Origin of the sequence: Sulfitobacter sp. M05, assembly GCF_029285175.1 — a bacterium.
Taxonomy (GTDB): Bacteria; Pseudomonadota; Alphaproteobacteria; order Rhodobacterales; family Rhodobacteraceae; genus Sulfitobacter.
In genome coordinates, this window is record NZ_JABEDH010000005.1 from 127,709 (window position 1) to 148,596 (window position 20,888).

Annotated in this window: 23 protein-coding genes and 1 tRNA gene; 17 read left to right on the forward strand and 7 right to left on the reverse strand. The window is 57.6% G+C overall.

The window, feature by feature from the left end; genetic code table 11:
- Positions 1 to 465: 465 nt before the first annotated feature.
- The 6 genes from HKX44_RS17245 to HKX44_RS17270 all read right to left on the reverse strand — a co-directional run bounded on the left by HKX44_RS17245 (position 466) and on the right by HKX44_RS17270 (position 4,685).
- Positions 466 to 1,392, reverse strand: a complete 927-nt coding sequence (locus tag HKX44_RS17245; protein ID WP_276152606.1) for an FAD-binding protein — start codon at positions 1,390 to 1,392, stop codon at positions 466 to 468.
- Positions 1,392 to 2,150 (reverse strand): electron transfer flavoprotein subunit beta/FixA family protein, encoded by a 759-nt coding sequence (locus HKX44_RS17250; RefSeq protein ID WP_276152607.1) that lies wholly within the window; start codon positions 2,148 to 2,150, stop codon positions 1,392 to 1,394. Before HKX44_RS17250 ends, HKX44_RS17245 begins: the two co-directional genes overlap by 1 nt.
- A 156-nt stretch (positions 2,151 to 2,306) precedes the next feature.
- On the reverse strand, positions 2,307 to 2,879 hold the full coding sequence (locus HKX44_RS17255; protein ID WP_276152642.1) for a cob(I)yrinic acid a,c-diamide adenosyltransferase: 573 nt from the start codon (positions 2,877 to 2,879) through the stop codon (positions 2,307 to 2,309).
- Complete coding sequence (locus tag HKX44_RS17260; protein ID WP_276152608.1) at positions 2,879 to 3,085, reverse strand: twin transmembrane helix small protein; 207 nt, start codon at positions 3,083 to 3,085, stop codon at positions 2,879 to 2,881. Before HKX44_RS17260 ends, HKX44_RS17255 begins: the two co-directional genes overlap by 1 nt.
- A 59-nt stretch (positions 3,086 to 3,144) precedes the next feature.
- Positions 3,145 to 3,984, reverse strand: a complete 840-nt coding sequence (locus tag HKX44_RS17265; RefSeq protein ID WP_276152609.1) for an SDR family NAD(P)-dependent oxidoreductase — start codon at positions 3,982 to 3,984, stop codon at positions 3,145 to 3,147.
- A gap of 74 nt (positions 3,985 to 4,058) precedes the next feature.
- Positions 4,059 to 4,685 (reverse strand): SH3 domain-containing protein, encoded by a 627-nt coding sequence (locus HKX44_RS17270; protein WP_276152610.1) that lies wholly within the window; start codon positions 4,683 to 4,685, stop codon positions 4,059 to 4,061.
- 195 nt (positions 4,686 to 4,880) lie between these two features.
- Between HKX44_RS17270 and HKX44_RS17275 the strand changes: the two genes are divergently transcribed.
- The 7 genes from HKX44_RS17275 (at position 4,881) to HKX44_RS17305 (ending at position 12,631) form a co-directional block, all read left to right on the forward strand.
- On the forward strand, positions 4,881 to 7,199 hold the full coding sequence (locus HKX44_RS17275) for a DNA topoisomerase IV subunit A (RefSeq protein WP_276152611.1): 2,319 nt from the start codon (positions 4,881 to 4,883) through the stop codon (positions 7,197 to 7,199).
- Between the two features lie 11 nt (positions 7,200 to 7,210).
- Entirely contained in the window at positions 7,211 to 8,563 is a 1,353-nt protein-coding gene (locus HKX44_RS17280) for a DUF898 family protein (RefSeq protein WP_276152612.1), read from the forward strand.
- Positions 8,560 to 9,654, forward strand: coding sequence for a M48 family metallopeptidase (locus tag HKX44_RS17285; RefSeq protein WP_276152613.1), 1,095 nt, complete (start codon positions 8,560 to 8,562; stop codon positions 9,652 to 9,654). The genes HKX44_RS17280 and HKX44_RS17285 overlap by 4 nt, the downstream gene beginning before the upstream one ends.
- 96 nt (positions 9,655 to 9,750) lie before the next feature.
- On the forward strand, positions 9,751 to 10,317 hold the full coding sequence (locus HKX44_RS17290) for a hypothetical protein (protein ID WP_276153733.1): 567 nt from the start codon (positions 9,751 to 9,753) through the stop codon (positions 10,315 to 10,317).
- 133 nt (positions 10,318 to 10,450) lie between these two features.
- Positions 10,451 to 11,626 (forward strand): elongation factor Tu, encoded by a 1,176-nt coding sequence (gene tuf / locus HKX44_RS17295; protein WP_276152615.1) that lies wholly within the window; start codon positions 10,451 to 10,453, stop codon positions 11,624 to 11,626.
- A gap of 192 nt (positions 11,627 to 11,818) precedes the next feature.
- Positions 11,819 to 12,361: a hypothetical protein gene (locus tag HKX44_RS17300; RefSeq protein ID WP_276152616.1), complete on the forward strand. Its 543-nt coding sequence runs from the start codon at positions 11,819 to 11,821 to the stop codon at positions 12,359 to 12,361.
- A gap of 194 nt (positions 12,362 to 12,555) precedes the next feature.
- Positions 12,556 to 12,631, forward strand: a tRNA-Trp gene (locus HKX44_RS17305).
- A 30-nt stretch (positions 12,632 to 12,661) separates the two neighbouring features.
- Here HKX44_RS17305 and HKX44_RS17310 read toward each other — a convergent pair.
- Positions 12,662 to 13,363 carry a YafY family protein gene (locus HKX44_RS17310; RefSeq protein ID WP_276152617.1) on the reverse strand — a complete coding sequence of 234 codons (702 nt, stop codon included), beginning with the start codon at positions 13,361 to 13,363 and terminating at the stop codon, positions 12,662 to 12,664.
- A gap of 103 nt (positions 13,364 to 13,466) precedes the next feature.
- On the opposite strand from HKX44_RS17310, the gene HKX44_RS17315 reads away from it, so the two are divergent.
- The 10 genes from HKX44_RS17315 (at position 13,467) to rplL (ending at position 20,763) form a co-directional block, all read left to right on the forward strand.
- Positions 13,467 to 14,306 carry a DMT family transporter gene (locus tag HKX44_RS17315; protein WP_276152618.1) on the forward strand — a complete coding sequence of 280 codons (840 nt, stop codon included), beginning with the start codon at positions 13,467 to 13,469 and terminating at the stop codon, positions 14,304 to 14,306.
- Between the two features lie 54 nt (positions 14,307 to 14,360).
- On the forward strand, positions 14,361 to 15,122 hold the full coding sequence (locus HKX44_RS17320) for a hypothetical protein (protein ID WP_276152619.1): 762 nt from the start codon (positions 14,361 to 14,363) through the stop codon (positions 15,120 to 15,122).
- Positions 15,123 to 15,211: 89 nt separating this feature from the next.
- On the forward strand, positions 15,212 to 15,409 hold the full coding sequence (gene secE, locus HKX44_RS17325) for a preprotein translocase subunit SecE (RefSeq protein WP_276152620.1): 198 nt from the start codon (positions 15,212 to 15,214) through the stop codon (positions 15,407 to 15,409).
- Between the two features lie 197 nt (positions 15,410 to 15,606).
- Positions 15,607 to 16,140: a transcription termination/antitermination protein NusG gene (nusG, locus tag HKX44_RS17330; RefSeq protein WP_276152621.1), complete on the forward strand. Its 534-nt coding sequence runs from the start codon at positions 15,607 to 15,609 to the stop codon at positions 16,138 to 16,140.
- 155 nt (positions 16,141 to 16,295) lie between these two features.
- Complete coding sequence (locus HKX44_RS17335; RefSeq protein ID WP_276152622.1) at positions 16,296 to 17,021, forward strand: sterol desaturase family protein; 726 nt, start codon at positions 16,296 to 16,298, stop codon at positions 17,019 to 17,021.
- Positions 17,022 to 17,232: 211 nt separating this feature from the next.
- Positions 17,233 to 17,658 (forward strand): 50S ribosomal protein L11, encoded by a 426-nt coding sequence (gene rplK, locus HKX44_RS17340; RefSeq protein WP_276152623.1) that lies wholly within the window; start codon positions 17,233 to 17,235, stop codon positions 17,656 to 17,658.
- Between the two features lies 1 nt (position 17,659).
- Positions 17,660 to 18,358 carry a 50S ribosomal protein L1 gene (gene rplA, locus HKX44_RS17345; protein WP_276152624.1) on the forward strand — a complete coding sequence of 233 codons (699 nt, stop codon included), beginning with the start codon at positions 17,660 to 17,662 and terminating at the stop codon, positions 18,356 to 18,358.
- A 182-nt stretch (positions 18,359 to 18,540) separates the two neighbouring features.
- Positions 18,541 to 19,422 (forward strand): glycosyltransferase family 2 protein, encoded by an 882-nt coding sequence (locus HKX44_RS17350; protein WP_276153237.1) that lies wholly within the window; start codon positions 18,541 to 18,543, stop codon positions 19,420 to 19,422.
- A 384-nt stretch (positions 19,423 to 19,806) separates the two neighbouring features.
- Complete coding sequence (rplJ, locus tag HKX44_RS17355; protein WP_276152626.1) at positions 19,807 to 20,319, forward strand: 50S ribosomal protein L10; 513 nt, start codon at positions 19,807 to 19,809, stop codon at positions 20,317 to 20,319.
- Positions 20,320 to 20,391: 72 nt separating this feature from the next.
- Positions 20,392 to 20,763, forward strand: a complete 372-nt coding sequence (rplL, locus tag HKX44_RS17360; RefSeq protein WP_093917763.1) for a 50S ribosomal protein L7/L12 — start codon at positions 20,392 to 20,394, stop codon at positions 20,761 to 20,763.
- Positions 20,764 to 20,888 lie beyond the last annotated feature (125 nt).

The following is a 20,888-nucleotide window of genomic DNA, read 5'->3' on the forward strand; positions in this document are numbered from 1 at the left end:
AACGCTAGTTATGAAAACAAGGCCGAAAACGCGACCAGACTGCAAAAGCTTTCAAGGTAGGGTGCCTCTTTTGCTGGAGGCAGTTTGAATTGCCTTAGTTTCCATTTCCAAAATAGCCTTGCTACCAAACACCAGAGCGCAAGCCACCAGGCAATCGCGAAGAGAGATGACCTAGGACAAAGCAAGGTTGTCAGAAGCTCAAATTTGCAATTTCTTGAAGTGAGGCTTGATGCTTAATAAATCCCCATTCGAAATCTAAGGATTCTGGATTGAGAATGGGAACACTATTGGTTTCAATGATTTGCCCTTTTTCAATTTTTTCACGACACATCCCGTCAGGGACGTTCAGGTCATAAAACTTATCGCGCTATGGATGCGCGGCGTTGCGCATACGTGGGCTTGGTCAATGCAAAAGGCCCGCCATTGCGGGCGGGCCTTTCGAAATTCCAGATTGGACAGAAGCGCTTAAAGCTTGTCCATCAGCTCGGGCACGGCCTCGAAGAGGTCGGCAACCAGTCCAAAGTCGGCAACCTGAAAAATCGGAGCCTCTTCGTCTTTGTTGATCGCGACGATAACCTTACTGTCTTTCATGCCGGCAAGGTGCTGGATCGCACCGGAAATACCAACAGCGACATACAGGTCAGGCGCAACAACTTTACCGGTCTGGCCGACCTGCCAGTCGTTCGGGGCGTAACCAGAATCAACCGCCGCACGGGACGCGCCAACCGCCGCGCCCAGTTTGTCCGCCAGCTTTTCGATCAGCGCAAAGTCCTCTTCGGAGCCGACACCGCGACCACCGGAAACAACAACACCGGCTGATGTCAGCTCGGGGCGGTCGGATTCGGCAACCTTGTCTTCAATCCATGAGGACAGGCCCGGATCGCCAGCTGCACCAACAGTTTCAACCGAGGCAGAACCGCCTTCGCCAGCGGCATCAAAAGATGCACCGCGGAAAGTGATTACTTTCTTGGCGTCAGTGGATTTCACGGTCTGAACCGCGTTACCGGCATAGATCGGACGCTCAAAGGTGTTGCCATCCACAACGCCGGAAGCGTCAGAGATGATCATCACATCCAACAGCGCAGCAACACGGGGCATGACGTTCTTTGCATCTGTGGTCGCAGGGGCCACGATGTGTTCATAGTCATCCGCCAGTGAAACGATCAGCGCCGCTGTCGCTTCGGCCAAACGGTGGCCCAGTGCCGCATCTTCGGCAACCAGAACTTTGCTGACGCCGTCAATCTTGGCCGCCGCTTCACCCGCCGCAGCGGCAGAGCCGCCCGCCGCAAGTACGGTCACGTCGCCCAATGCCTTGGCTGCGGTTACGGCCTTGGCCGTTGCATCCATGGACAGTTCGCCATCGGTTACTTCTGCAAGGAGTAGAACAGCCATTACACAGCCCCCGCTTCTTTAAGTTTCGAAACCAGCTCGTCGACGGAGCCCACCATGATGCCGGCGGCACGCTCTGCGGGTTCAACCGTTTTAACGATTTCCAGACGGTTCGCGATATCAACGCCATAATCTGCCGGTGTCTTCTCATCCATCGGCTTTTTCTTGGCCTTCATGATGTTGGGCAGGGAGGCATAACGTGGCTCGTTCAGACGCAGGTCAACAGTGATGACCGTAGGCATGGAAACCTCGATGGTCTGCAAACCGCCGTCAACTTCACGTGTTACCTTGGCCTTGTCGCCCGCAATCTCTACCTCAGAGGCAAAGGTCGCCTGCGACCACCCCATCAGCGCCGACAGCATCTGGCCGGTGGCGTTCATGTCGTTGTCGATCGCCTGCTTACCGGTCAGAACCAGACCGGGCTGCTCTTCGTCAACAATCGCCTTAAGGATCTTGGCTACGGCCAAAGGCTCGATGTCGTTGTGAACGTCATCTGTCGCAACAACCAGAATTGCACGGTCCGCACCCATCGCCAAAGCGGTCCGCAGGGTTTCCTGCGACTGTTTGACACCGATGGAAACCACGACGATTTCATCAACCTGGCCGGCTTCTTTCAGGCGGATCGCCTGTTCGACGGAAATCTCGTCAAACGGGTTCATCGACATTTTTACGTTGGCAAGATCAACACCCGATCCGTCCGCTTTGACGCGCACTTTCACGTTGTAATCAATCACGCGTTTGACAGGTACAAGCACCTTCATGAGCGTTCTCTCCTTGGTTACTGCGCGGCCCGTGTGGCCGTGCGATTCAAATTCTCTCGTGCAGGTTTAGCGAAAGCGTTTAGGGCGAAACAGGGAAAAATTACCTTACAGGCAACTAAGAACGCGGCGTTTTTCGCTGTTAGCGCTGCCACCCCTTTAGCGGTTGGCCCCCGGCACCCAAAGAACATCGTCTTTGCCGCCGTTGTTGGCCATTCGGGCCGCGACAAAAAACCAGTCACTCAGCCGATTCAGGTATTTTACCGCCACCGGATTGATCTCTTCGTGGTCGGCCAAAAGCACCGCCAGCCGCTCCGCGCGTCGGGCGACGGTGCGGCACACATGCAGATGGGCGGCCAGCGCCGTCCCGCCCGGCAAGATAAAGCTGCGCAGCGGATCGAGGGAGGCGTTCATCACATCAATCTCGGCTTCAAGCCGGTCCACCTGTGCGCTGGCAAGTCTCAAGGGCGGATATTCCGCATCCTTATCAGCGGCCATATCGGGACGGCACAGGTCCGCGCCCAGATCGAACAGGTCGTTCTGAATGCGAGACAGGGCCGCATCGGTTTCCTCCGTCGCTTCCAGCCGTGCCACACCGACAAAACAGTTCAGCTCGTCGCTGGTGCCGTAGGCGTCGACCCGCGCGTCGTGCTTGGCCACGCGTGCGCCATTGCCAAGGGCGGTTGTGCCACTGTCACCGGTACGTGTGTAAATCTTGTTCAGGACAACCATTAACCCCATCCTCCCCGCAGCCAGACAAAGACCGCAATCAGCAAAACCGCGACAAACTGCGCCGCAATCCGATAGCGCATTAACTTGTTGGCGTTCTTTTTGTTAAAGGCACCGCCACTGGCAAATCCACCCAGCCCCATCATCAAAACGACAACCACAACCAGCACCGCCAGCACGATTACAATAAAGAGTGGATCATCGGTCATCGGATTTTCCTTTGCGTGTTTTCATTGATGTAGCCGCCGCAGCGCACAACGCAAGCTTTTCAGCGGCTCAGAACCCAATCGAGCGCGCGGGTGGGCAGGATACGACGCAGCATACCAGACAGATAGGTCGGCAGTGTGACGTAATAGCGCGGGCGCGGGCGTGCGCTTTCGACCGCGTGGATCAACCGTTTTGTGACGGCATCGGGGGGCAATTCAAACCGGTCCGGCCCGGATGATTCGTATAAGCGTTTGAGCAGCGTGTTTTCATATTGCGTGGCGCGCGCTGAGTTTTTCCAATCCACCCAGCGTTCGAAATGCGGGATCGAATTGACCCTGATTTTTGACGTTACCGGGCCGGGTTCGATCAGGCAGATATGCACACCGGTGCCGCGCATCTCGATTCGTAGCGTATCTGTCAGCCCCTCCAGGGCAAACTTGGTGGCGTTATAGGCCCCGCGCCACGGCATGGTGACAAAGCCCAACACCGAGGAACATTGCACGATTCGCCCGCCGCCCTGTGCCCGCATGACCGGGATCACCGCACGGGTCAGGCTGTGCCAGCCGAAAAAGTTGGCATTGAATATCTCGCGCAGCGCATCCGTCGGCAGGTCCTCAACCGCGCCGGGTAATCCATGCGCACCGTTGTTGAACAGGGCATCCAACGTGCCCCCCGTGGCCGCCAGAACCTCGGCCAGAGCCGCATGGATGCTCGCCTCGTCTGTGTAATCGAGCAATGGCGCTTCGAACCCTTCCGCTTGCAGGCGGGCGCAGTCTTGGGGCTGGCGGCAGGCGGCAAACACCCGCCAGCCTCGGGCACGCATTCCATGCGCGGCATCATAACCGATGCCGCTGGAACAACCGGTGATCAGAATCGACTTGGCAAGGGGGGTGTCAGACATGAAAAAAAGCCTCCGGTTCAGGAGGCTTTCATCGCGTGCAATGTGCAGGATAGCAAGATGAATGGGGCCTGAGCCTAGCCGCTGGTCAGAAGGAACTCGGCCATCCAGCCGCCTTTGCCCCCATCAAGGGGTTCAAAGCGGACCCAGCCGTTGCCGTCATTCTGGATGATCTTCACAGCGTCGCCCTGAACCAGTCGGGACACGACGCCAAAGTCGGTGCCGGGCCCACCGCGAACGTTTACCCGGCTGCCTGTTACTGTACGGATGTCCGCGCCAGCATCGGCTGACACGTTTTGCAGGGTTGCGACGCCATCTGTAGGATCAATCAGGCTGGGGATGATCGCGGGTGTATCAGCCGAAGAGGTTACAAGGCTGGCGTTCTGGGGCACAAGGCTGGCGTCGTCTGCGACGAACCCTGTGGTTTGCGCCTCGGCAACATCGCTCAAAGATGTCAGGTTCAACGCCACACGTGTGACGCTGTTCTCCAATGGCGGATCGGTGTCCACGACGACCTTCGGCGCGGCGGCAACAACCACGGGTTCAGGCTGCACATAGATTTTCTTCTGGTTCGTCAGGGGAGAGGATTCGGATGCTTCCAGCCGCGCTTGTTTGATCGCGCTGGCGTCGAAATCGGACCCGCCGCTCATTTCATAAAAACTCCAGCCCAGAAAGCCGAAAGAAACCAGAATAAATCGTACCATCGCAACATCCCCATGTTTGTTCCCGTCGAGAGTGTAACATGCAATCCCGTCAATAGTTGCAATACATTGAAATATTTCCGGCTGCGCGGGGGAAAGTCGAAAAACTTCTCCCCCGTGTCTTTCGTGCCGCGTTGCAGCGTAATCCGGTCAAACGACCGCTTGCTGTGACCCGAAGGCCCGGCTACAAAACCCGCCATGTCAGATGTCACCGATCCCCCCGAGACCGACCCCAAAAATGTCTCCGAGCCACTGCGCCTTGCGCTGGGCGAACGCTATCTGACCTATGCTTTATCGACGATCATGCACCGCGCGCTGCCTGATGCGCGCGACGGGTTGAAACCGGTCCACCGCCGTATCCTCTATGCCATGCGCGAACTGCGTCTGGCCTCCAGTGGGGGATTCCGTAAATCGGCCAAGATTTCCGGCGATGTGATGGGGAACTATCACCCGCATGGCGATGCCGCGATTTACGACGCCATGGCGCGTCTGGCGCAGGACTTTAACGTCCGTTACCCGCTGGTCGACGGGCAGGGGAATTTTGGCAATATCGACGGCGATAACCCCGCCGCCAGCCGGTATACCGAGGCGCGGATGACCGCCGTGGCCGAGGCGATGCTGGAGGGGCTCAACGAAAACGCCGTTGATTTTCGCGAGAACTATGACGGGACGCTGACTGAGCCGGTTGTCCTGCCGGCACAGTTTCCGAATCTGCTGGCCAACGGGTCAACCGGCATCGCTGTGGGCATGGCGACCAATATTCCGCCGCATAACATTGCCGAACTTTGCGACGCCTGCATCCACATGATCAAAGTGCCCGATTGCCGGGATGAGACCCTGTTGAACTATGTGCCGGGCCCGGACTTTCCGACCGGCGGCGTGATTGTGGAACCAAAGGAAAATATCGCGACGGCCTATGCCACCGGCAAGGGTGGCTTCCGGCTGCGCTGCCGTTGGGAGGTGGAGGATCTGGGCCGGGGGCAGTGGCAAATCGTTGTCACCGAAATTCCTTATCAGGTGCAGAAATCCAAGCTAATCGAGAAAATTGCGGAACTGATTCAGGTCAAGAAGATACCGATTCTGGCTGATGTGCGCGACGAATCAGCCGAAGACCTGCGGATGGTGATTGAACCACGGTCCAAGAACGTCGACCCCGAGGTTCTGATGGGGATGCTGTTTCGCAATTGTGACCTTGAGGTGCGGTTCTCGCTGAACATGAACGTGTTGATCGATGGGGTAACCCCCAAGGTCTGCTCGATGAAGGAAGTGCTGCGCGCGTTTCTGGATCACCGCCGCGAGGTTTTGCAGCGCCGGTCAACCCACCGGATGGAGAAAATCGACCACCGCCTTGAGGTGTTGGAGGGCTTTATCATTGCTTTCCTCAACCTTGATCGCGTGATCGACATCATCCGTTATGACGAAGACCCCAAGGCCGCGCTGATGCGCGAGGATTGGGGGCGTGACCACGTGCGGGCGATGACCGAGGCGGATTATGTATCGCCGCCGGCGGGGGACGGCGAGCTGTCGGAGGTGCAGACCGATGCGATTCTGAACATGCGCCTGCGTTCCTTGCGCCGTCTCGAAGAGCTGGAGCTGATGCGCGAACAATCTGCACTGATGGAAGAGCGCGCCGGTCTTGAGGACTTGCTGGAAAGCGAAGACCTGCAATGGCAGACCATCAGCGACCAATTGCGGGCGACGAAAAAGCAATTCGGCAAGGACTGGATCATCGACGGTGTGCGGTGTGGCGACCGGCGCACAACCTTTGCCGAGGCCGGCGTGATCGAGGATGTGCCGCTTGAGGCGATGATTGATCGTGAACCGATCACGATTGTCTGCTCTGAAATGGGCTGGATTCGCGCGATGACGGGCCACATTGACCTGAATCGCGAGCTGAAATTCAAAGATGGTGACGGGCCGGGGTATATTTTCCACGCGGAAACCACTGATCGTTTGCTGGTCTTTGGTTCAAACGGGCGGTTTTACACTCTGTCGGCATCGACCCTGCCGGGTGGGCGCGGCATGGGGGAACCTGTGCGCCTGATGGTTGATTTGCCCAACGAGGCCCAGATCGTGGCTTTGTTCATCCACCAACCGGATCGCAAGCTGTTGCTCGCCTCTTCGGCGGGGGATGGTTTTGTGGTGCCCGAGAATGACGTGGTGGCGCAGACCCGATCAGGCAAACAGATATTGAACGTACGCGGCGACACAACGGCGCAGGTGTGCAAGCCCGTGCAAGGTGATGCTGTGGCTACGGTTGGGGAAAACCGCAAGGTGCTTGTCTTCCCACTGGAAGAACTGCCGGAAATGGGCCGCGGCAAGGGCGTGCGTTTGCAGAAATACAAGGACGGCGGATTGTCGGACGCGACCAGCTTTGTCCTTGCCGACGGCCTCAGCTGGCTTGACCCGGCGGGCCGCACCCGCACCGAGGTCGACCTAAGCGAATGGACCGGCAAACGGGCCGGTACCGGACGGATGGCCCCGCGTGGTTTCCCGCGTGACAACAAGTTCACCTGACCGGAGCGCGGATGAGCGATACGCCAATTCTTAACAGTCCCTGGCAGGCCGCGCCACAACCACAAGGTGTCCCCGTGGGGACATCTGCGGAAAACGGGATAGCTGTTGAGTTTAGTGGCAAACGCGGCGCGCTGTTCTGGCTGGCCTTGAAAACCGGCTTCTTCACAATCTTAACACTTGGCTTCTATCGCTTCTGGATGAAGACGCGGCTGCGGCGCTGGTACTGGTCGGCGATCCGGCCCGGCGGCCATGCGATGGAATACACCGGCGACCCGATGGAAAAACTGTTGGGGTTCTTCATCGCGGTGGTGATCCTCACGTTCTACATTGGCATCCTGAACCTGCTGCTGATGTTCATCAGCTTCTCGGTCTTTAACTCCTCTGTGATCGGGTATCTGCTGAGCTTTGCAGGGGTGATCCCGATCTGGTTCTATGCCCGCTATCGCGCGCGGCGTTACGTGCTGGCGCGCACCCGTTGGCGCGGAGTGCGGTTCGGGCTTGAAAAGGGTGCATGGGGGTTTGCCCTCCGCGCCCTGTGGTACTGGTTCTTGACGATCATCACAGCGGGCATCTTGTGGCCGCGCATGACCTTTCTGTTGGAGAAATACAAAACCGACCGGACGTTTTTCGGGTCGGCCAGACTGGTGCAGGGCGGACGTTGGCAGATGCTTTACCGCGCAGCATTGCCTTTGCTGGTCAGTCTGTTGGTGATGGCAGGCGCGGCTTTCTGGACCTTGCAGGTCGATCCGGTTTTTGACGGTGTGGAGATCGACGGCGAGGCGCTGGCGAACGAGATCGAGGAACTGGCCGCCGGAGATTGGTCTGGATTTGATCTGAACCGGCCTGAGCGCTTGTTGTTATTACCGCTGGCGCTGGCGGGCATTCTGTTTGGCATGATCTATTATAACTGGGCCAGCAAACGGATGATGGCCAACCACAAATCCGCCAATGGCATTCAATTTGCCTCCGCTCTCAGTGGGATGCGTGTCACCTTGATCTATGTTTTGGGCAATTTCATCGCCTATCTGATGCTGCTGCTGGGCATTGTCGCGCTGGTGTTTCTGGCGGCGGCGCTGTTCTCGGGCGGGTTCACGGTTTTCGAAGAAATACCGGGGGCAGCGCTGATGGCCGGTCTGCCGCGCTGGCTGTCGCTGGTTCTTTTGGCGGGGCTATACCTGTCGTTTTTCCTGCTTTGGGGTGTGCTGTATAATACTTTCGTCACCTTTCCCCTGATGCGCCATATGGCACGCACCACCAGCCTGCCTGTGGTTGTCGGCTTGCCGTTGATCAGCCAGCGCGCGCGGGATGAATTCGCCGAAGCCGAAGGCTTTGCCGAGGCGCTTGATCTGGGGGCGGCGATATGAGTTTGGGTTTTGATGGTCTGGGCGCGGCCTATTTCGACGGTGACAGCCCGGTGGCGCAGAATGTGTCGATGCATATTGCCGCAGGTATTTTGCAGATCGGCTTGGACGATGGCGTGATCCTGCGCTGGCCAGTGGAGGAGGTGCGCCAACTGCCTGATAGCGCGGGCGGCGATGTCGTGACCCTGCGCCGCACCACCGATCCGCTGGCGCGGCTTTGTGTGACGGATCAGAACCTGTTGAAACATTTGCCCGAACGCCACCGGGCTGCGCCGCCCAAGGGACGGGGGCGGCTGGCGGCTTGGGCCATCGCCGCTGTGGCCGCTGTTGGCGTGCAGATATTCGTATTGGTGCCCTTGCTGGCGGATAATCTGGCGGGTTTCATTCCCCCCGCAGGCGAGCGCGCGCTGGGCGAGGCGACCTTTGGCCAGATCCGCGAAGCCATGGACGAGACCGGCCTGAACCCGTTGCAAATCTGCGAGGGCCCTGAAGGGCGCGCCGCGCTGGAGGCCTTGGTGCAGCGTCTGAACCCCGACAGCGAGATGCGCCATGACATATCCTTGTCGGTGCTGGATCACGACATGGTGAATGCCTTTGCGCTGCCGGGTGGGTTTGTCGTGCTGTTTCGTGGCTTGATCGAGGCGGCGGAAGGGCCGGATGAGCTTGCATCGGTCCTGGCCCATGAGATTGGCCATGTGGTCAGCCGTGACCCGACGCGTCACGCCTTGCGCTCGGCGGGGTCTATCGGGATTTTAGGCTTGCTGTTTGGCGATTTCGCGGGCGGGGCGGCGGTATTGTTTCTGACGGAGCGCTTGATATCGGCGCAATATTCGCAGGCTGCGGAAACGGCGGCGGATGAATTCGCCCATCGGATGCTGGCGCAGGCCGGGATCAACCCGGGTGCGCTCGGCGATATGTTTGCCACGATGCGGGAAGAGGGCGGAGATGCGAACGGGGTGATTGCGCATCTCCTCAGCCATCCGGCGCTGGACGCACGGATCAAAGCGGCCCATGCGCAGGTCGATGCCGGCGCGGTGTACACCCCTTCTATGTCAAAGGCAGACTGGGCCGCGGTGCAGGCAATTTGTAATTAGGGGCAACCCTTACCGGCGCTGGTGCTGTCAACGGATTGCACGCTGCCCGGTGCTGCGGTATCGCTGAACCGGATCAAATTCGGGGGCTTTCGCCAAATGACACGTGTTTTTGCAATTTTGACCAGCCTTGTCTTGCTGGCTGCCTGCAACGGGGCGCGGGATCTGGGCGACGCGCCGGTGCCCTTGGGCGATTTCAAACTGGTGCATAATATTGCTGTGGCCCCCAAGGCGTTTAAAGGGCCGCTCAGCCGGGAGGTCAGCGAAGCAGAGCTGACCAAGGCGCTGACCGATGCCACCGCCGAGCGGTTCGGGCGGTATGACGGCGCACGCGGCTATCATTTCGGGATGAGTATTGAGGGCTATGTGCTGGCACAGCCGGGCATCCCCTTGGTGTTCGCGCCAAAATCGATTCTGGTGATCAATCTGACGGTCTGGGACGATGCCAAAAACCTCAAACTGACGCCAAAGCCGCATCAATTCACGGTGTTGGAATCATTTGATCAGGGCCCGGTTGTCGGGTCTGGCTATACCAAATCCGCGCAGGAACAGCTGAAGAACCTCAGCCAAAACGCAGCGAAGCAGATTGAGACCTATCTTGTGAAGCAAAACAAGGAAAAAGGCTGGTTCAATGGCAGCGAAGAAACAGTCGCGGTCACGGAATAACGGCTGCGTTGAAACACGCTTGATTTTACCGGCCAGACCCAATACATCGCCCGCCATAACGCATGTCAGAATTCTCTGGCAGATTCCATATCGGGCCCGCGTGGCCCCTCAATAAACAAAGGGTGCTACCACCATGGCAAAGGAAAAGTTTGAACGTAACAAACCGCACGTCAACATCGGCACAATCGGCCACGTTGACCACGGCAAGACCACACTGACGGCTGCGATCACCAAGTATTTCGGTGACTTCAAAGCCTACGACCAGATCGACGGCGCGCCCGAAGAAAAAGCACGCGGCATCACCATCTCAACCGCCCACGTGGAATACGAGACAGAGACACGCCACTATGCGCACGTCGACTGCCCCGGCCACGCCGACTATGTTAAGAACATGATCACCGGTGCGGCGCAGATGGACGGCGCGATCCTGGTTGTGAACGCGGCCGACGGCCCGATGCCACAGACTCGCGAGCACATCCTGCTTGGCCGTCAGGTTGGCATCCCGTACATGGTTGTTTACATGAACAAAGTTGACCAGGTTGACGACGAAGAGTTGTTGGAACTGGTTGAAATGGAAATCCGTGAACTGTTGTCCTCTTATGAGTACCCAGGCGACGACATTCCTGTGATCCCTGGTTCCGCTCTGGCGGCGATGGAAGGCAACAAGCCAGAAATCGGTGAAGAATCCATTAAGAAACTGATGACGGCGGTTGACGAATATATCCCGACACCAGCACGTGCTGTTGACCAGCCGTTCCTGATGCCAGTGGAAGACGTATTCTCGATCTCTGGCCGTGGTACAGTTGTGACCGGTCGTGTTGAGCGCGGCGTGATCAACGTGGGTGATTCAATCGAGATCGTTGGTATTCGCGACACGAAAACAACAACTTGCACGGGCGTTGAAATGTTCCGCAAGCTGCTGGATCGTGGTGAGGCCGGTGATAACGTTGGTGTTCTGCTGCGCGGTATCGACCGTGACGGCGTTGAGCGTGGTCAGGTTCTCTGCGCGCCCAAGTCTGTGAACCCGCACACCAAGTTCGAGGCAGAAGCCTATATTCTGACCAAAGAAGAAGGTGGCCGTCACACGCCATTCTTCGCGAACTACCGTCCACAGTTCTACTTCCGTACCACAGACGTCACCGGTACCGTTGCACTGCCAGAAGGCACTGAAATGGTTATGCCTGGCGACAACCTGAAGTTCGACGTTGAGCTGATCGCACCCATCGCGATGGAGCAGGGCCTGCGTTTCGCGATCCGCGAAGGTGGCCGTACCGTTGGCGCGGGCGTTGTGTCCAAGATCACTGAGTAATCAACAGCGCCAATGCGTTGTTGACGGTGCCGGCAGCCGGTGCCGAAGAAAACAGAAGGCCGCTCCAAATGGGGCGGCCTTTTGCGTTGCGGGGGAGGGGGACAGGGGGGCAGTGGCGGATGATTCCCCGAAACAACAAAATCGTGAGCAAAGAAAACTGACAACCCCGCCGCGACGCGCTAGGGTTTGGCCATGAAACTTAAAACACACTTATTGCTGCCGCTTGTTGCCATGATCATGGTGTTCATCCCGCTGTGGGGGATGGCCGCCGAAATCGACCGGTTCGAGGGAACCTTTACCGGTCAGGCCGAATTCACCGTAAACGGCGCGGCGCAAAAACGCGATATGAGTACCACCATAAAGGCGCAAAACGATGGGTTTGTCCTAAGCTGGACCTCGGTGACCTTTCGCAGTGACGGGCGCACCAAAGAAGCGACCTATACCATCCAGTTTGTGCCCTCTGCGCGGGATAATATCTTTCAATCCGCGATGAAAAAGAACCTTTTTGGCAAAGCCACACCGCTGGACCCGTTGCAGGGCGAACCCTTTGTCTGGGCGCGGTTCGAGGGGGATATGTTTTCGGTGTTTTCCCTGTTTATCAACGAGACCGGCGATTACGAGGTGCAGGAATTCCACCGTAGCCTTGCCGAAGGCGGGCTGGACCTTTTGTTCCGCCGATTCCGCAACGGGACGCTTGATCGCGAGATAAAAACCCTGCTGTTGCGGCAGGATTAATGGGGCCTGACCCAAGGGGCAGAGGCAGGCATGGTGGTGCGTGAATTCACCGTTGCTGCGCGGCAAAAAGAGTTGGCGCGTAACATAACGCAGGCAAACCGCAGAGAAACGCGCAAACAGATTCAAAATCCGCAAGCTTTCTGCGATCTGCTCTTGATCGTTGTTCGAATTACGACTACCCCGTGGGTCGGCATAGGGGTTTAGCTCAGTTGGTAGAGCATCGGTCTCCAAAACCGAGGGTCGTGGGTTCGAGTCCCTCAGCCCCTGCCATTTTCCAGAATACTTGTTGGTTTCCTGATTCTAGCGGGCGGGCGTCTGGTGGAATTCTTTTGTCAGCACGGTGTCGGGCTTTTCGGTAGCTTCCCAGTCAGCGAGCAGGGCGTCGCTTTGACCGGTGAATCTGTCGTCTTGCAATGACCAGCCCTGCACGCGGTCCAGCCGGAAATGGCGCAGGGCCCGGCGCAGTTCACACCATGCGACGATGGTGACGGCATCGACATAATAGATCAGGGCCAAGGGCCAGATCGTCCGATGTGATGTTTGGCCTGCGGCATCCTGATAGTTCAGCGTTACCTTTTGTTCGTCACGGATGGCGGCACGCAAAGTGCTAAGGTTGATGGTCTGGATTTCGTCCAATCCCCAGCTTGAGCTGATCAAACGTTGCGTGCCGGGCGCCGCTTCATTGAGTTTACGCGCCGCACGCCCTGCGGCGCGCCAGAGACTGACATCACCTGTGCGGGCAATCAGGCTGAGGCCGACGGCAATTGCCTCGGCTTCCTCGACATCCAGATTGAGCGGCGGCAGGTCGTAGCCTTTGCGCATGACATACCCAATGCCGGCCTCGCCATAGATCGGGGTCTGCATAGCCTGAAGCGTGGCGATATCGCGGTAGATCGTGCGTTTGGAGACCTCAAGCATGTCGGCGATTTGCTGGGCGCGCAGGGGGGCTTTGGCCGCGCGCAGCAGTTGGATGATCTCGAACAGGCGGGCAGATTTCGACATGCGGGACCTTTGATATTTTGTCATCCCTACCTTAACGCTGCTGACATCTAGTTGTCAGCAGTGGTGTCGTATCTGAGCGGTGGAAACCGAACAGGAGATGAGGATGGACAGCAGGCGAACCGGTGTTGTGTTGGTGGTGATTTCCGCCTTTGTGTTCAGCACAGCAGGTATTTTCACCAAGAGTATTCCCGTCGCAGCATGGGATATCATTTTTTGGCGCGGGGTTTCTGCCGCGGGGTTCACCCTTGTCTATCTGGCGGCGCGGGGCATGTTTGTGCAGGAGGTTCAACAGTTCGGCAGGCCCGCTTTGGCGGTGACTTTGATGATGGGCGCGGGGACCGCAGCGTTCATTCCGGCATTTAAGTTAAGCCATGTGGCCAATGTTGCCTTGATCTATGGGGCTGCGCCATTTTTTGCCGCCGCCCTGGCGTGGGTCTGGCTGCGGGAACTGCCCAGCCGGACGGTGATCGTGGCAAGCGGTGTCGCCTTTTGCGGTGTCATCCTGATCGTTGCCAGTTCGCTGGGCGGTCTGGCGCTGCGGGGCGATCTGTTGGCGTTGTTTATGACGCTGATGATGGCGGCGACCATGGTGGTTTACCGTGCCTATCCGCAGACCACCGCGGCCTTGCCGGCGGCGCTTTCGTCGGTGGTGTTATTGCCGCTCTCCTATTGGTGGGGCGATCCCTTTGCGGTGCCCTTGGCGCAACTGCCGTGGCTGGTGTTGTTTGGTCTGGTGTTTGCGCTGGCTTCGGTCACCCTGTCCGAAGGGGCGCGGCGGTTGCCGCCTGCCGAAACGGCCTTGCTGTCGATCCTAGAGATGCCGCTGGCCCCGCTTCTTGCTTTTGTGCTTTTGGCAGAGCGGGTGCCTCCACAGGTGATCCTTGGCGGGGGTATTATTCTGTTGGCGGTGATATGGTCGCAAACGCGGGGAGGGGGCCGTTAACCCTGTCCCTGCCACGCCCCGGATTTGCCATAATCCTGCCTACGGACTGTCCAGATGCCCTGCTATGCCAAAGCGGCAAAGGGCAAGGTAACAGTTACGATGAAAGAAATGCACAGCGATCCGCAGGAAAATGCCACGGGGCAGGGTGGTACGCATCACGAAGGGGCAGAATTGGACCCCAAGGCGCTTGCAGCGATTCGTGATCTCCTTGTCTCGGAAACCGCAACTGAGGCCGAGGTCCCAACACCTGAGTTGCCCGATCCTGCCCCTGTGCGTCACACAAACACTGCCGGACTGGCCCGCCTGCCGGACATTGCGCCGGCACCTGTGTCGCCGCAGCGGGCCACTGCGAAACGCGCAGCAAAGCGCAAACCGGCCAAGCGCCCCGCAAAAGGCCCGGGTCTCTTTCGCCGAATGATATCATCTTGTGTCGGCTACCGGCCATCAACCAAGGTTGTGCTCTGGGCCGGCTTTGCCCTGTTGCTATTCCTGCGCCCTGTTCTGGTGATTGGTCTGTCCTTGCTGGCGGCGTTGGTGATGATCGGCGTTTTTCTTGTGGTGGGGTATGATAGGTTCTGGCGCGGTGCGATGAGGGCTGCATGTTGGTACGCAAGCCGCCACCCCGACCGTGCCGCCGCGATGCACGAGAAACTGGATGCATTTGCCCTGAAATGGGATGCGGTGCTGGACCGATTTCCCGAGGGTTCAGTGGATGGTCTGTATCTGCCCGATTTCGACAGCATGGTCACCGCTGACGCCCGCCATGACGCGACGATGGAACGCCGGTTTGCCGATATGGCGGAGAACGAAGGCTGAGCCAGCCGCAGGAGGCGACTTGATGCAGGCTTGAAACCCTGCGCCACAGCCGCTAGATGCCCATAAGCGCGTTTTTCAAGGACACTCACATGGCGATGACCAATCCACTTCAGTTCATCCAGCAGGCCCGTGCCGAGGTTGGCAAGGTCGTTTGGCCCACCCGCCGCGAGGTGATGCTGACCACAGTGATGGTTTTCATCCTTGCTGCGCTGACGGCCGTATTCTTTGCCATCGTTGATATTCTTATCCGCGGCGGGCTGAACGGCGTTCTGGGGATGTTCGGCTAGGCCGCTCTATCTGCGGGTGTTGCTCAAAAATACCATGCACAGGCTTGAATCCCAATCCGGCAAGGGTTATTGCCATTTTCAGACCTGATGAGGCGTGCGGCGAATCGAGCCCGCGCGCCCTTTTTTATTCAGGTATTCACGGATCAGATGGTAGGGCTACGGGCCTGAGCATCGCAATGACAGGGACATAGTTTCAGATGGCAAAACGTTGGTATTCGGTCAGTGTCCTGTCCAACTTTGAAAAGAAGATCGCCGAGCAAATCCGCACCACAGCGGAAGAGCAGGGTCTTGAGGATCAGATCGACGAAGTGCTGGTTCCCACCGAAGAGGTGATCGAGGTGCGTCGCGGTAAGAAAGTGACGACCGAGCGCCGCTTTATGCCGGGCTACGTTCTGGTGCATATGGAAATGTCAGATCAGGGCTATCACCTGATTAACTCGATCAACCGCGTTACCGGCTTTCTGGGGCCACAGGGCCGTCCAATGCCAATGCGTGATGCCGAAGTTCAGGCGATCCTTGGCCGCGTCCAAGAGGGCGAGGAAGCACCACGCACGTTGATCCACTTTGAAGTGGGTGAGCGCGTTAAGGTTGGCGATGGTCCGTTCGAAGACTTTGACGGTATGATCGAAGAAGTCGATGACGAGAACCAGCGCTTGAAAGTCTCCGTATCGATCTTTGGCCGTGAAACGCCGGTCGAACTGGAATTCACCCAGGTTATCAAACAGACGTAAGTGTGGCGGCGGGGGCATCTCCGCCCTACGGCTTTCGCGGCCCCGCGCTGACGCTGGGGCCGGTTTGAAATTCACATTCTCTCGTGGCACTCTGAACGTTGACCGACGTTCTTTCCGGCAAACTGGTCTGTTGCCCGCCGTCACGAGGACCGCAGATGATGCGACTTAGACTGATGTTTTCCCATGCAAGTGTCCGGGCAATGGGGCTTGCAGCCGTTATTGGCTGCGGGTTTCTGATCCTGCATGCACCGTGGTGGGCATGGTTGCTGGTGCCGCTTGGCATTGGTGCCCAGATGCTGAACGAATACAGTCTTCACAGGTTTATCTTTCACTTGCCGCCACCGGAACGGCAGTGGGCCTTTGATATGTTGTATCAGGCGCATTACGGGCATCACGATTTCCCGACCAATCACGGATTGTTTTTTGTGCCGGTTTGGGTGGCGCTGCCTGTGCTTGCTGTTAACTTCTGTTTGGTTTGGGCGTTGGCGACAGTGCTTGGCATACCTGCCGCCTTTGATATCGCCGTGGCTATTGTCATGGTGGGCGGGGTGTCGACGTTCCTGACCTATGAATGGTTTCACATGACGGCGCATCTGACGGTGCCGAAAACACGGGTTGAACGCCATGTGACAACCTTGCACAACCAGCACCACTTTCGCGATTTTTCCAAGTGGTTCCATGTTTCTCCGGGTGGAGAAGTGATTGACCGCATGATGTATACGGCGATTGATCGGGATGCCCTGAAGGCACAGCAGCGGATCGAGTTCATTCGCACCCTTGGTCTTTCGCCGGATGATCCGCGGCTGATCAGCGCGCGGGCGCGATTTGCCGGCAAGTACGGCTTGTCCCCGACCGAGCTGGCACAGGCCGCCGCTTCCTGAGGTTCGTACCGTGAGGGAGGGCGGCCCTGTCAGTGCCCACATCCGTTGATCGACGCCCTTGCAATATCGCCCGCGCCCCTATAACCCGCAGCAATCGCCCGCAAAGGCGATTCACCACCGTGGGAGGCGCGCGTGCCGCGGCACGCAGACCAGACCACGCAACACATGGCCCCGCGGTCGCGACCTAGGGGCGTTGAAAAGGAGAAGGCCAATGGCCAAGAAACTCGTCGGTACGATGAAGTTGCAAGTTAAAGCGGGTCAAGCAAACCCGTCCCCACCCGTCGGTCCAGCATTGGGTCAGCGCGGCATCAACATCATGGAATTCTGTAAAGCGTTCAACGCCAAGACAGCGGACCTGGAGCCCGGTGCCCCTTGCCCGACCGTGATCAGCTATTATCAGGACAAGTCCTTTACCATGGACATCAAGACGCCTCCTGCGTCCTACTACCTGAAAAAAGCCGCCAAGATTAACTCTGGCGCCAAGCTGCCGAGCCGCGAAACCGTTGGCACAGTGACCGCTAAGCAGGTGCGTGAAATCGCCGAAGCAAAAATGGCTGACCTGTCCGCAAACGACGTGGATCAGGCGATGAAGATCATTCTGGGCTCTGCCCGGTCTATGGGCATTGAGGTGAAGTAAGATGGCAAAATTTGGAAAACGCACACGCGCGGCCCGCGAAGCATTTGCCGGCAAAGAGAACGTAACAGTTGAAGAAGCTGTGGCGCTGATCAAAGGCAACTCGAAGGTCAAGTTTGACGAGACCATCGAAATCGCCATGAACCTTGGTGTTGACCCACGTCACGCAGACCAGATGGTCCGCGGCGTTGTTGGCCTGCCAAACGGCACCGGTAAAACCATGCGTGTTGCAGTATTCGCACGTGGCCCAAAGGCCGAAGAAGCGACAGCAGCAGGTGCCGATATCGTTGGCGCAGAAGACCTGATGGAAATCGTGCAGTCCGGCAAGATCGAATTTGATCGTTGCATCGCGACACCTGACATGATGCCAATCGTTGGTCGTCTGGGTAAAGTTCTTGGCCCGCGCAACCTGATGCCGAACCCAAAAGTGGGCACGGTGACCATGGACGTAGCGGACGCTGTGAAAGCGGCCAAAGGCGGCGAAGTTCAGTTTAAGGCTGAAAAAGGCGGCGTTGTGCATGCCGGTGTTGGCAAACTGTCCTTTGACGAGGGCAAGCTGGTTGAAAACATCCGTGCCTTTGTTGGTGCGGTTGCCAAGGCCAAGCCTGCTGGCTCCAAGGGCACCTACATGAAGCAGATCAACCTCAGCTCTACCATGGGCCCGGGCGTATCTGTTTCTGTGGACAACGCGATCACTGAATAAGCGTTAGCGACATTTGATTGGGAAAGGGCGGTGAAGCATTCACCGCCCTTTTTCTTTTTGCCCCTCCGTTTTCGCCGCATGGGCTTGGCGCCACGGTGGCGGGCAAAAGCGGCGGGGGGCGGCCAATTGACTTGTCCGGGGAAATCATCCCCCCTAACAAGATGGGGAAGGTGGAGGGTGCCGTGACAGACAGGCTGACTGCGATTGTAACGATTTGTCGGGACGACCATTTCTATCTGAAACGGTTTGTCGCCTATTACGGTGGCCTGTTCGGGCGCGAGAACCTTTATATCGTCAGCCATGGTGACGAGCCGGAAGTGCGCGCCCTTGCGCAGGGCTGTAATGTGATCCCGATACCGGACACGCAAGCGAATAATTTCACCATCCTGAAGTCCCGCACGATGAATCATATCAAGGATGGGCTGCGCCAGTGGTTCAAACATGTGATCGTGGTGGATGTGGACGAATTTCTGGTGGTGGATCCGGCGGCAGGTATGAACCTGCGCGAATGGCTGGATCAGGCCAAGGGCAACACGATCTATACCGCTATGGGGATGGAGATTGTGCATCTGCGCGACCGTGAACCTGAGGGGGTTGAGAGCGGCATCATCGGGCCGCGTATGTTTGCGCAGATTGATTTGCATTATGCCAAGCCCTGCATCGTGTCGCGGGGGGGCAAGCTGGCGCGGGGCGGGCATTACGCGGCTTACCGCAGGCTGAACATGCCGGATTTCCTGTATCTGTTTCACATGAAATACTGCGATTTCGGGGTGTTTCAGGATACGCTGAACCGGCGCAGCGCCTTTGTCGAGGAGCAGGCCCAACATGGTGATGGCAAGGTGCGCTCGAATCCGCAGTGGTTTGCCAAAAACCGCGATGATGAGGCGGTCTTTGCCAAATTTTCCCAGCGTCCGGTGGTGCAGGGGCTGGACCTGAGCCATGTGCGTCAAGGGATGCATGATACATGGCGCAAGCGCACAGAAACGCTGTGGCATTTTACCCATACGAAATATGACGAGATTTACCAGTTGCCGGACAGGTTCGCCGGGGTGGATGGGGAGTGAATTTTCTCCTGCGTGGTGTTGTCGTTTCCTGTGGTGATGCCTGAGCTGGTGCGCTGGCCGCCCCGATATCTCAAGATTTCGTGAGAATTGAGCGGGCAGTCGGGTTTCAGGGGTTGGAAATCCTCATCCGAACAGTTAATTCAGCCTTCAAGCACAAAAGCGCGATTCGTCGCGCTTTTGTGCTTTTCGTCCGAGACGGTGGGTGCTGGCGCTTTTTTCCAGCATAATTCCTGCCTGAGACGGGAAAAGGTAATTTCTTCGGATCGCCCGAGACGGCTCTCCGCAGTGACGCACCCGGCCCCCGTAAGGACCCGAATGTCGGGACAATCTATGTTCCGGCAAAACTGAGCCGGAGGGGTAACCCTCCCTTACTGGAGTGAAACTGTGGATAGAGCACAAAAAGAACAGTTGGTCGACGAGCTCGGCCAAATCTTTGAAAGCTCTGGCGTCGTTGTGGTATCTCACTACGTCGGTTTGACAGTTGCTGAAATGCAGGATCTTCGGGCGCGCGCACGTGCGGCTGATGCATCTGTGCGTGTTGCCAAGAACAGGCTCGCCAAAATCGCCCTTGAAGGGAAGCCATGCGAAAGCATCGCGGACCTTCTTGAGGGGATGACCGTTCTGACCTTTTCTGAGGATCCTGTGGCTGCGGCCAAGGTTGCTCAGGAGTTCGCCAAGGAGAACCAAAAGTTCGTTATCCTTGGTGGTGCAATGGGTGAGAACGCTCTGGACGTCGCCGGTGTTGAATCCGTGTCCAAGATGCCTTCGCGGGAGGAGCTTATCTCCACCATCGCGGGCATGCTGGGCGCACCTGCATCCAACATCGCCGGGGCCATTGGCGCACCTGCAAGCAACATCGCATCCATTTTGTCCACCATCGAGGACAAAGCTGCGTAAAGCATATCGTCAAGCTGGCGTGTTGAAACAACACGTTGGAACACACATATTGTTAACGGAAAGAGCTAAAACATGGCTGATCTGAAAAAACTGGCAGAAGACATTGTTGGTCTGACACTGCTTGAAGCACAAGAACTGAAAACCATCCTCAAAGACGAGTATGGCATCGAACCAGCCGCCGGTGGCGCTGTAATGATGGCTGGCCCAGCAGACGCTGGCGGCGCCGCAGAAGAGAAAACTGAATTTGACGTCGTTCTGAAGAACGCCGGCGCTTCCAAGATCAACGTGATCAAAGAAGTCCGCGGCATCACCGGTCTGGGCCTGAAAGAAGCCAAAGACCTGGTTGAAGCCGGTGGCAAAATCAAAGAAGGCGTCGATAAAGCCGAAGCCGAAGACGTAAAAGCCAAGCTGGAAGCAGCTGGCGCAGAAGTCGAACTGGCGTAAGCTGGTGGGTTTCACCCATCCTGCGTAGGGTGGGTGAAACCCACGCGTTCGCGCGTAAAACATTGGCTGGATGGGGAGATTTCCCTGTCCAGCCAAACCTGTCTTGAAGGGTGCTTTGGTTGAAA

What these genes read in the sequence shown, in the direction of transcription:
- HKX44_RS17310 (WP_276152617.1), bottom strand. Translation starts at nt 13,363, where the DNA reads ATGTCGAAATCTGCCCGCCTGTTCGAGATCATCCAACTGCTGCGCGCG.
- HKX44_RS17250 (WP_276152607.1), bottom strand. Translation starts at nt 2,150, where the DNA reads ATGAAGGTGCTTGTACCTGTCAAACGCGTGATTGATTACAACGTGAAA.
- HKX44_RS17245 (WP_276152606.1), bottom strand. Translation starts at nt 1,392, where the DNA reads ATGGCTGTTCTACTCCTTGCAGAAGTAACCGATGGCGAACTGTCCATG.
- HKX44_RS17315 (WP_276152618.1), top strand. Translation starts at nt 13,467, where the DNA reads ATGGACAGCAGGCGAACCGGTGTTGTGTTGGTGGTGATTTCCGCCTTT.
- HKX44_RS17300 (WP_276152616.1), top strand. Translation starts at nt 11,819, where the DNA reads ATGAAACTTAAAACACACTTATTGCTGCCGCTTGTTGCCATGATCATG.
- rplK (WP_276152623.1), top strand. Translation starts at nt 17,233, where the DNA reads ATGGCCAAGAAACTCGTCGGTACGATGAAGTTGCAAGTTAAAGCGGGT.
- HKX44_RS17270 (WP_276152610.1), bottom strand. Translation starts at nt 4,685, where the DNA reads ATGGTACGATTTATTCTGGTTTCTTTCGGCTTTCTGGGCTGGAGTTTT.
- HKX44_RS17260 (WP_276152608.1), bottom strand. Translation starts at nt 3,085, where the DNA reads ATGACCGATGATCCACTCTTTATTGTAATCGTGCTGGCGGTGCTGGTT.
- HKX44_RS17320 (WP_276152619.1), top strand. Translation starts at nt 14,361, where the DNA reads ATGCCCTGCTATGCCAAAGCGGCAAAGGGCAAGGTAACAGTTACGATG.
- HKX44_RS17285 (WP_276152613.1), top strand. Translation starts at nt 8,560, where the DNA reads ATGAGTTTGGGTTTTGATGGTCTGGGCGCGGCCTATTTCGACGGTGAC.
- tuf (WP_276152615.1), top strand. Translation starts at nt 10,451, where the DNA reads ATGGCAAAGGAAAAGTTTGAACGTAACAAACCGCACGTCAACATCGGC.
- secE (WP_276152620.1), top strand. Translation starts at nt 15,212, where the DNA reads ATGGCGATGACCAATCCACTTCAGTTCATCCAGCAGGCCCGTGCCGAG.
- HKX44_RS17255 (WP_276152642.1), bottom strand. Translation starts at nt 2,879, where the DNA reads ATGGTTGTCCTGAACAAGATTTACACACGTACCGGTGACAGTGGCACA.
- HKX44_RS17290 (WP_276153733.1), top strand. Translation starts at nt 9,751, where the DNA reads ATGACACGTGTTTTTGCAATTTTGACCAGCCTTGTCTTGCTGGCTGCC.
- nusG (WP_276152621.1), top strand. Translation starts at nt 15,607, where the DNA reads ATGGCAAAACGTTGGTATTCGGTCAGTGTCCTGTCCAACTTTGAAAAG.
- HKX44_RS17280 (WP_276152612.1), top strand. Translation starts at nt 7,211, where the DNA reads ATGAGCGATACGCCAATTCTTAACAGTCCCTGGCAGGCCGCGCCACAA.
- rplL (WP_093917763.1), top strand. Translation starts at nt 20,392, where the DNA reads ATGGCTGATCTGAAAAAACTGGCAGAAGACATTGTTGGTCTGACACTG.
- HKX44_RS17275 (WP_276152611.1), top strand. Translation starts at nt 4,881, where the DNA reads ATGTCAGATGTCACCGATCCCCCCGAGACCGACCCCAAAAATGTCTCC.
- HKX44_RS17265 (WP_276152609.1), bottom strand. Translation starts at nt 3,984, where the DNA reads ATGTCTGACACCCCCCTTGCCAAGTCGATTCTGATCACCGGTTGTTCC.
- rplA (WP_276152624.1), top strand. Translation starts at nt 17,660, where the DNA reads ATGGCAAAATTTGGAAAACGCACACGCGCGGCCCGCGAAGCATTTGCC.
- HKX44_RS17335 (WP_276152622.1), top strand. Translation starts at nt 16,296, where the DNA reads ATGATGCGACTTAGACTGATGTTTTCCCATGCAAGTGTCCGGGCAATG.